The sequence below is a fragment of the Actinosynnema sp. genome (assembly GCF_052038725.1).
The window spans coordinates 1-5271 of record NZ_JBQGCX010000116.1 but is presented as its reverse complement, the minus strand read 5'-3'; the positions used below and the strand labels follow the sequence as shown (position 1 = coordinate 5271).

Genomic DNA, 5271 nt, shown 5'->3' with positions numbered 1-5271 from the left:
TCCCCCGCTACGCCGCTTGAGCGGCCAATTATCCTATCGACGAAGCTAGCTAAGTAAATGAGCGATCTCAGAAGAAGGCACATGCTGTCCCTCGGAGCCGCGCACGGTCTGGTCGGCGTCGCGGGCGCGGTCCCCGCCTGGGCGTCGACCGCGGCGGGCACGGTGGGCGCGGCGGCGGGCGCCGACCCGTGGTGGGTGTGGGACGACGAGATCGACGGCATCATGGCGTCGGTCCTGCGCAACGGCCAGGTGCCCGCCGTCAACGCCGCCATCAGGACCTGGGTGAACAACAACGACCCGCTGCCCGCCGGTCTGCCGCCCGCGCTGTCCACCTGGCTGGGCAAGGTCAACGGCCTGCCCTCGTGGGCCGACCGGTCGAAGCTGCGACTGGCGGCGGACTTCAACCGCCGCAAGGACACCTACCTGTTCATGCTCTACGGCCTGGGCAGCGGGATCATGAGCACGGTCATCCCGCGCGAGGCCAAGTCGGTGTACTGGTCGGCCGGTGGCGCGGACATGAAGGACCGCGCGGCCAAGACGTTCACCTTCGGCTACGACCTGAGCGAGCTGACCGCGTACGAGCCGTCCGGGCAGTTCCTGGTCACCTCCAACAAGACCCGCCTGGTGCACGCGGCGGTCCGGCACCTGCTGCCGCAGTCGGCGCGCTGGCGCGCGGTCGCCGACGAGCAGAACGGCATCCCGATCAGCAACGGGGACATCCTCGTCACGTTCCACAGCCTCGGCACCTACGTGCACCGCAAGCTGGTGGACTGGCGGGTGCCGATGACGGCGGCCGAGGAGGAGGCGTTCCTGCACATGTGGCAGGTGGCGATCCACATGCTCGGCGTGCGCGACGAGTTCATCCCCAAGTCGTGGGCCGAGGCGGAGGCGCAGTCGGGGCGGGTGCTGACCCCGATCATGGCCCCGTCCACCGAGGGCAGGGAGCTGGCGAAGGACCTGCTCGGGCTGACGGCGCAGATCGACCTCGGGGTGACGCGCGGGTTCCTCAACGAGTTCGTGCGGTACGCGCTCAGCCACGAGGTGGGCGACTGGCTGAACCTGCCGAGGGACTACGCGGCGGCGGCGCTGATCCGCACCGGGTGGCCCGCGTACATCGCGTTCCGCGAGGGCCTGCTGCCGGTGATGCCGGTGGGGTTCTACACGTTCGACCAGTTCATCCGGGCGATCGCGATGCTGTTCCTGAACAAGGGCAGCTCCGGCACGACCACCCTGATCACCATCCCCACCGGCAACCGGCCGGGGGCCTGAGCCGCCGTCCTGCCCGAACACCCGGCCGCCCGTCCGCCACGCCGTGGTGGGCGGGCGGTCTCGCGGGGGTACGGCCTGCTGCACCCCGGATCGGTCAGCCAGCGGGATGGAACGCCGCTCTCCGCGTCGAGATGCTCGTGGCACAGGCGGGATCGATGTGGAGGAGACGACGATGCGGGTGCGGAGGGTGGTCGCGGCCGAGCTGGCGGCGGTGTGCGCCGGGGCTCTGGTGGGTGTGCCGCAGGCGAGCGCCGACGCGGAGCGCGGGAACGCCGTACAGCGCGGGCTGGACGTGCTCGTGCGGGAGGACGGGTTCCCGTCGGCGTTCGCCGCCGTCCGCGAGCCGGGCGGGCGGACCAGGCACCACACCGCGTCCTCGGTGGGGCGGGTGCCGCGGAACGGGCAGGTGCGCCTCGGCAGCAACACCAAGACGTTCACCGCCGTGGTGGTGCTGCAACTGGTGGGCGAGGGCAGGCTCGGGCTGGACGACCAGGTCGACCGGCGCCTGCCGGGCATCGGGTTGGACGGGCGCGGGATCACCGTGCGGGACCTGCTCCAGCAGACCAGCGGGCTCGGCGACTACGACCAGGCGCTGCTCGGGGACCTGTTCGGCGCGCTGCACCGGCACTTCGAGCCGCGCGAGCTGGTGGACGCCGGGCTGGCCGAGCCGTCCGGGACCGAGCGCGGGCAGTGGGGGTACGCCAACACCAACTACGTGCTGGCCGGGCTGCTGGCGCAGCGGGTGACCGGGCGGCCGATCGGCGAGGAGATCACCAAGCGGGTGATCGAGAAGCTGGGGCTGCGGGACACCTACTGGCCCGCCGTGGGCGAGCAGCGCATCCGGGGCGCGCACCCGCGCGGGCACCTGGCGCTCAAGCGCGGGGACGCGTGGCAGGACGTGAGCGAGCTGGACACCTCGGCCGCGTGGTCCGCCGGGGCGCTGGTGGGCACGCCGACCGACCTGAACCGGTTCATGACCGGGCTGCTCGGCGGTGAGCTGCTGGCGCCCGAGCAGCTGACGCAGATGCGCACCACCGTGGACGCGCCGGGATTCGACCTCACCGGGAGGGCGCGCTACGGGCTCGGGCTCGCGACGCTGGCGCTGAGCTGCGGCGGCGAGGCGTGGACGCACGGCGGGCTGACGCCGGGGTACGCGGTCTACAACGCGGTGACCACGCGCGGGAAGGCCGCGACCGTCGCGGTCACCGGGCTGCCCAGGGACCTGGAGGACGTGCGGCACATGGAGTCCGCGCTGGACGCGGCGCTGTGCGCGTGATCGACCGCGCCGCCGCGCCCCGGTCCCGCTCGGGACCGGGGCGCGGTCTGCCGCGCGCCCCGGTCGACGGGCTCCGGTCGCTGCTGGGCGCGCTGGGCACGGCCGTCCCCGCCCTCGGGGTGCTGGTGCTCGCGCTCGTGGTGGCGGCGCTGTGCCTGGTGGGGCTGGGGATCCCGCTGGTGCCGCACGTCTCGCGGGCCGTGCGGGCGGTCGCGGACCGGGAGCGGGGGCGGTTGTCGCGCGCGGGGGCCGCGGTCGTGGAGGCCGAGCCGCTGCCGGGCGGGGTGGCGCCGTCCGTGCGGGCGACCGCGCGCGAGCTGGGGTGGGCGGCGTGGCACGGGACCTGCGGGCTGGCGCTGGCGGTCGGCGGGGTGGCGCTGCCGCTCAACGCGGTGCACGACCTGGCGTTCCCGCTGTACTGGGACGCGCTGCCACCCGGTGAGATCACCGCGGCGATCGGCTTCCCGGCGGCGCACGACGGTCGGGAGGCGCTGCTGGTGTCCGGGATCGGGCTGGGGTGGGCGGTGCTGGCGCTGATCGCGCCGCCGGTGCTGGCCAGGGCGCACGCGGCGGTGGGGCGGGCGCTGCTCGGTCCGGCGCCGGGCGCGGACCTGGCGCTGCGGGTGATCCGGCTGACCGCCACGCGCGCGGCGGCGCTGGACGCGCACGCCGTGGAGCTGCGGCGGATCGAGCGGTCGCTGCACGACGGGGCGCAGAACCACCTGGTGGCGGTGAACCTGCTGGTGGGCGCGGCGAGGCGGGTGGTGCACCGCGATCCGGCGGCGGCCGACGCGGTGCTCGACCGGGCGCAGGAGGCCGCTGAGCAAGCGCTTGCCGAACTGCGGGCGGTGGTGCGGGCCATCCTGCCGCCGGTGCTGGACGACCGGACGCTGGGCGACGCGGTCGCGGCGCTGGCGGCGAACTGCCCGGTGCCCTGCGCGGTCGTGTCGGACGGCCCGGCGCGCGGCGCGGCGTCCGTCGAGGCGACGGCGTGCTCCGTGGTGGCGGAGGCGTTGACGAACATCGCCAGGCACAGCGGCGCGCGGCGGGCCGAGGTGCGGATCGAGCAGCGGGAGGGGCGGTTGCGGGTGACGATCAGCGACGACGGGCGCGGCGGCGCGGACGCGCGGGGCGGCTCGGGGTTGGACGGCATCCGGCGGCGGGTCGAGGCGCACGACGGGGTGCTGCTGGTCAGCAGCCCGGTGGGCGGGCCGACGGCGGTGGGGGTGAGCCTGCCGTGCGGATCGTGATCGCCGAGGACGACTCGCTGCTGCGCGAGGGCCTGGCGCTGCTGCTGCGCGCCGAGGGCCTGGACGTGGTGGCCACCGCCGACCACCCCGAGCCGTTCCTGGCGGCGGTGGACGGGCACCTGCCGGACGTGGCGATCGTGGACGTCCGGATGCCGCCCACGCACACCGACGAGGGCGTGCGGGCGGCCGTGGAGGCCAGGAGGCGCAGGCCGGGGCTGGCGGTGCTGGTGCTGTCGGCGTGCGTGGAGCGCGCGTTCGCGGACGACCTGCTGGCGCAGGGCGGGGCGCGGCTGGGGTACCTGCTCAAGGAGCGGGTGGGGCGGGTGGAGGAGTTCATGGTGGCGCTGCGCCGGGTCGCGGGCGGCGGGACGGCCATCGACCCGGAGGTGGTGGCGCAGCTGGTGACGCGGTCGCGGGCGGACCGGCGGCTGGAGCGGCTGAGCCCGCGCGAGGGGGACGTGCTCGCGCTGATGGCGGAGGGCCTGGGCAACGGCGCGCTCGCGGAGCGGCTGGTGATCACGGAGGGGGCCGTGCACAAGCACATCCGGAGCATCTTCGCGAAGCTGGACCTGCCGCCGAGCGAGCGCGCGGACCGGCGGGTGACGACGGTGCTGCGGTACCTGGGGAACGGGCGCTGAGGCGGCGGGGGCGGCGGTAGGTTTTCGCGGTGGGGGAAGGGGTTTCGGGGAGCGGAGGGCGCGTGGTTCCGGTCGATCGTCGGCCTGCGCTCCCGGTGACGCGCCGAGCCCGCCCCGCCCGTGCTGCGGCGGGGCGGGCGCGCGGCCCTGAGGTCACTGGGCGCAGAGCGCGGTGTCCAGCACGTTGTTGACCGCCTCGACCTGCGCGTCGCCGTCCGGCAGCGCGGTCACCACCACGGTCGCCGCGCGGCCGTCCTCGGTGACCGCGTCGCGGGTCTCGTAGCCGTCGATGTCGCCGCCGTGGCCCCAGGCGTGGCCGCCGCAGCTCAGGTCGATCTTCATCAGGCCCAGCCCGCAGTGCCAGGTCGACGGGAACCTGTCGGCCTCGACGGTGCGCTGCATCCTGGCGAGCTGCTCGGGGGCGACCAGCCGCCCGCCGACGAGCGCGGCCAGGAACTCGTTGAGGTCGCTGGGGGACGCCACGAGGTTGCCCGCCGACCAGGCCCACGACGGGTCGAGGTCGCTGATGTCGGTGCGCGCGCCGTCCTCCACCACGTACCCGCGCGGGTGCGCCTCCCGGATGCGCTCCTCGCCGACGCCGGGCCAGCAGGTCTCGCGCAGGCCCAGCGGCTCGATGACGCGGCGGGTGATCTCCTCCCCCAGCGGGCGCCCGGTCACGCGCTGCACGAGCAGGCCGGCGAGGACGTAGTTCGTGTTGCTGTAGTGGGCTTTCTCGTTCTGCGGCGCGGTTCGCGGGCGCGCGAGCGCGACGTCGAGCAGCTCGTGCGGCTCGTAGTAGGTGTGCCGGATCGCGAGGACGTCGTCGGCGACGACGTCG

General features: G+C 74.9%; 5 protein-coding genes. 4 read left to right on the top strand and 1 reads right to left on the bottom strand.

Features of this window, described 5'->3' with window-relative positions:
- The first annotated feature begins 57 nt into the window (after positions 1–57).
- From ACTUAL_RS02270 to ACTUAL_RS02255, 4 genes are all read left to right on the top strand, one after another.
- Positions 58–1269, top strand: coding sequence for an oxygenase MpaB family protein (locus ACTUAL_RS02270; protein ID WP_440899098.1), 1212 nt, complete (start codon positions 58–60; stop codon positions 1267–1269).
- A gap of 172 nt (positions 1270–1441) precedes the next feature.
- Complete coding sequence (locus ACTUAL_RS02265) at positions 1442–2545, top strand: serine hydrolase domain-containing protein (RefSeq protein WP_440899097.1); 1104 nt, start codon at positions 1442–1444, stop codon at positions 2543–2545.
- Positions 2536–3795 carry a sensor histidine kinase gene (locus tag ACTUAL_RS02260; RefSeq protein ID WP_440899096.1) on the top strand — a complete coding sequence of 420 codons (1260 nt, stop codon included), beginning with the start codon at positions 2536–2538 and terminating at the stop codon, positions 3793–3795. Before ACTUAL_RS02265 ends, ACTUAL_RS02260 begins: the two co-directional genes overlap by 10 nt.
- On the top strand, positions 3783–4433 hold the full coding sequence (locus tag ACTUAL_RS02255; RefSeq protein ID WP_440899095.1) for a response regulator: 651 nt from the start codon (positions 3783–3785) through the stop codon (positions 4431–4433). The genes ACTUAL_RS02260 and ACTUAL_RS02255 overlap by 13 nt, the downstream gene beginning before the upstream one ends.
- A 153-nt stretch (positions 4434–4586) precedes the next feature.
- Here the strand turns inward: ACTUAL_RS02255 and ACTUAL_RS02250 are convergent.
- The coding region (locus tag ACTUAL_RS02250) for a serine hydrolase domain-containing protein (protein WP_440899094.1) at positions 4587–5271 on the bottom strand (685 nt) is incomplete at its 5' end.

Coding starts and splice junctions, on each gene's coding strand:
- ACTUAL_RS02265 (WP_440899097.1), top strand. CDS start 1,442: ATGCGGGTGCGGAGGGTGGTCGCGGCCGAGCTGGCGGCGGTGTGCGCC.
- ACTUAL_RS02270 (WP_440899098.1), top strand. CDS start 58: ATGAGCGATCTCAGAAGAAGGCACATGCTGTCCCTCGGAGCCGCGCAC.